This is a genomic window from Kamptonema sp. PCC 6506, from assembly GCF_000180455.1.
Lineage (GTDB): Bacteria > Cyanobacteriota > Cyanobacteriia > Cyanobacteriales > Microcoleaceae > Kamptonema > Kamptonema formosum.
This window is the reverse complement of record NZ_CACA01000196.1, coordinates 1-3,663: the sequence shown is the minus strand read 5'-3', so window position 1 is coordinate 3,663 and position 3,663 is coordinate 1. Positions and strand designations below refer to the sequence as shown.

2 protein-coding genes are annotated in these 3,663 nt (G+C 43.7%); one reads left to right on the top strand and one right to left on the bottom strand.

The features are described 5' to 3' along the window. Positions 1 to 82: 82 nt before the first annotated feature. Positions 83 to 2,662 carry a glycogen/starch/alpha-glucan phosphorylase gene (locus OSCI_RS10335; protein WP_007354883.1) on the bottom strand — a complete coding sequence of 860 codons (2,580 nt, stop codon included), beginning with the start codon at positions 2,660 to 2,662 and terminating at the stop codon, positions 83 to 85. 204 nt (positions 2,663 to 2,866) lie between these two features. Between OSCI_RS10335 and OSCI_RS10330 the strand changes: the two genes are divergently transcribed. Then, positions 2,867 to 3,490 carry a hypothetical protein gene (locus tag OSCI_RS10330; RefSeq protein ID WP_007354882.1) on the top strand — a complete coding sequence of 208 codons (624 nt, stop codon included), beginning with the start codon at positions 2,867 to 2,869 and terminating at the stop codon, positions 3,488 to 3,490. Positions 3,491 to 3,663: the final 173 nt, after the last annotated feature.

Sequence of the window (3,663 nt, the reverse complement as noted above, 5' to 3'; positions counted from 1 at the left end):
ATAACACGCTTGAGTTGCCCTAACTGTTAAGAAGGTTGCTATAACGGTTAACCATTAACTGTTAACCGTTAACTGTTAACCATTAACTTTCTGGCAGTAACGAGCCACCAAATTTTTGCACGTATTCTTCTAAGTCAATCTTCACAGGTTGCACATTCCAAATATCATGACAGTATTCTTTAATCGTGCGATCGCTCGAAAAGAATCCCATCCGAGCCGAATTTAGAATTGACATCCGCGTCCAAGTTTCAGGATCTCGGTAAGCTTGACTAACTCGCTCCTGACACTCAATATAAGACTGGTAGTCTACCAATAGCATATACTCGTCATGGTTGAGCAGCGAGTTGACGAGTGGCTGGAACAAATCAGGATTTTCTGGGGAAAAATATCCCGAACCAATGCGATCGCAAACTTCTTTTAACTCCTGATTCTCCTCGTAATACTTGCGGGGATTGTAGCCTTTTCCTTTCAGAGCATAAACTTCCTCCGCAGTCAAGCCAAACAAGAAGAAATTCTCCGCTCCCACTTTTTCGCGGATTTCAACGTTTGCACCATCAAGAGTTCCAATTGTCAGAGCTCCATTCATGGCAAATTTCATATTTCCCGTACCTGAAGCTTCCTTACCCGCTGTGGAAATTTGCTCAGAAAGATTCGCGGCTGGATACACAATTTGACCCAAAGATACGGAGTAATTTGCCAAAAACGCCACCTTAATCCTACCTCGGATATCAGGGTCATTATTCACAAATTCTGCCACCGAGTTAATCAACTTGATTACCAGTTTAGCGATGTAATAACCCGGTGCTGCCTTGCCACCAAAAATATAAGTCCGGGGTAAAACTTCCACATTGGGATCGCGCTTAATCCGATTGTACAATGTGATGATATAAAGCACCATCAGCAATTGCCGTTTGTATTCGTGAATCCGTTTTACCTGCACATCAAACAGCGAATCGGGATTCACTTCAATGTCGTTAAATAGCAGAATATAATCCGCCAAAGCCTGCTTATTTTCCCGCTTGATATTACGCCAGCGATCGCAAAATTCCGGGTCATTGATAAACTGTTCTAACTGTGAAAGTTGATCCAACTCTGTCACCCAACCATTGCCCAATTTCTCAGTAAATAATTGAGATAGTTTGGGGTTGCTTAAAGCCAGCCAGCGGCGAGGAGTTACGCCGTTAGTTTTATTGTTAAACTTTTCTGGCCACAATTCGTTGAAATCCCGTAGCACGTCTAGCTTCAAGAGTTCCGTGTGCAGAGCCGCCACACCGTTAATAGAATGGCTACCAACGCAGGCTAAATTTGCCATACGGATGTATTTCTCTTCACCTTCTTGAATCAAAGATAGCCTTTCTAGCCGCGCTTCATCTCTGGGATATTTAGCCTTCACCTCATCTAAAAAGCGGCGGTTGATTTCGTAAATAATCTCTAAATGCCTGGGCAAAACTCGCTGGAACAAACTCACAGGCCACCGCTCTAAAGCTTCTGACAGCAAAGTATGATTTGTGTAGGCAAAGACATTACGAGTAATGTACCAAGCGCGATTCCAACCTAAATGATGTTGATCTACCAACAGCCGCATCAATTCAGCTACACCAATTGAGGGGTGAGTGTCGTTTAACTGAAGCGAGACTTTTTCGTGGAAGCGGTCAAAATTATGGTTGGTTTGGCGATATTTGGCAATGATATCTTGTAGAGAACAACTCACAAAGAAATACTGCTGTTCTAGCCGCAGTTGTTTACCCTGAGATGTGTTATCATTCGGATAAAGAACCTTCGAGATATTTTCCGAAAAGATTTTGTCAGTTACAGAGCCGACGTAGTTGCCACTGTCAAATATTTGAAAGTCAAATTCTTCAGAAGCACCAGCACGCCAGAGGCGCAATGTATTCACTGTATTGTTGTTATATCCAGCCACAGGGGTATCGAAAGGCGTGCCCACAATCTTGCGGTCTGGAATCCAACGCACTCGGTGTTGACCGTGTTCGTCTTGGTAAGTTTCTGTATGTCCTCCGAAGTCTACTTCCACCATTAATTCTGGACGGCGAATTTCCCAAGGGTTGCCGAAACGCAGCCATTTATCTGGTCGTTCTACTTGAGCACCATCTACAATCCACTGGTCGAAAATTCCGAATTCATAGCGAATTCCATAGCCAATTGCGGGAATTTCTAAGGTAGCTAGAGAATCTAAAAAACAAGCAGCAAGACGACCTAAACCACCGTTACCAAGTCCGGGTTCAGATTCTAGGGCGATTAAATCATTGAGTTCGTGACCGAGTTCGCGCAGAGCAATTTCTACTCGTTCATATAGCCCCAAATTGAGCAAATTATTGCCCAACTGTTTGCCCATTAAGAATTCTGCGGAAAGATAAAATACTTCCTTGACATCTTTTTTGATGTATGATGTGGTGGTATTAATCCAGCGGTGGAGGAGGCGATCGCGCACAGTAAAAGCCAAGGCCATATAGTAATCGTAGGGCGTGGCCAAGAACTCATTTTTTCCCTGAATGTAGTAAAGATTATCAGCGAAAGCTCGCTTGAGAGTTTCCACAGTCATCCCTGTGCGATCGTCCTCAACCTTAATATTCAAAGGTTCTGCGGCGTTCATAGATTCGTCCGATACTCTGTGGAGTTCTGGCTCGAATAATTTTTTATCCATGATTTTTACGTTCCTGCTGTCTTACAGTTTCTGAGCTGCCGATCGCTTTTACAACTGTAATTTTACGTTAGCTCTGTGCATTGTAGGCAGTTTTGGAATACACTTTATCAAAAAATCGGAAATCTTTGTCTTCTTATAGGCTGATACTTGTCTTCTTCCTACACTTATACAATTTATCTGTATCTTAAGCAACGGTTTAACAAAATGCCCAAACCTCCTATCATCCAATCCGATCGCTCTTATACATTTGCTGACTATTTCAAACTCAACTTTGCCCCGCGAGACATTCTTGCTTACTTCGACGTAACGCTTCAGCGACAAGTAATGACGTTCCGTCGTTCTGGGGACAACCTCGATCGCCTTGTAGATTTGAAACGGCGCATAGAAGAAAGCTTACCTCGACTCAGCCTTACTAGCGAAGCGGCCCGCCGAGAATTTTTAATCGCTCCGGTGTTGATCGATGTGCTGCATTACACTCAAGCTACGCTGAATATTGAATACCCTGTTGTGGTCAGCGACCAATTAAAAGGTTCATTAGATTACTTACTCCAAAGTCAACAGACCTTTTTGGCGATCGAAGCTAAAAATGAAGATTTAGAAAGAGGATTTGTACAATTGGCCGTCGAATTAATTGCCCTCGATCGCTGGGTAGAATCAGGACAACCTATACTTTCAGGGGCAGTCTCAACGGGAAGTATTTGGCAGTTCGGTGTATTTAACCGTCAGGCTCGGCAAATGCACCAGGATCTTAACCTCTATCGAGTTCCTGCCGATCTAGAAGATTTGCTGAGGATCTTAGTTGGTATTTTAATACCAAATTCGGGCTAATTAGCGCGATCGGCAAGAAGGCGGGACAATCCCCGAACCGTGCGGCTCGCCATTGGGCGCTTCAGCCACCAGTTGAACTTCCCCATTAGAAGCTATTACCCAACCTTGAGCCTCAATAAGTTGGGATTGTTGACTGTTAACTGTTAACTGTTGACTGTCAACTGGGAAATTTC

Coding starts and splice junctions, on each gene's coding strand:
- OSCI_RS10335 (WP_007354883.1), bottom strand. CDS start 2,662: ATGGATAAAAAATTATTCGAGCCAGAACTCCACAGAGTATCGGACGAA.
- OSCI_RS10330 (WP_007354882.1), top strand. CDS start 2,867: ATGCCCAAACCTCCTATCATCCAATCCGATCGCTCTTATACATTTGCT.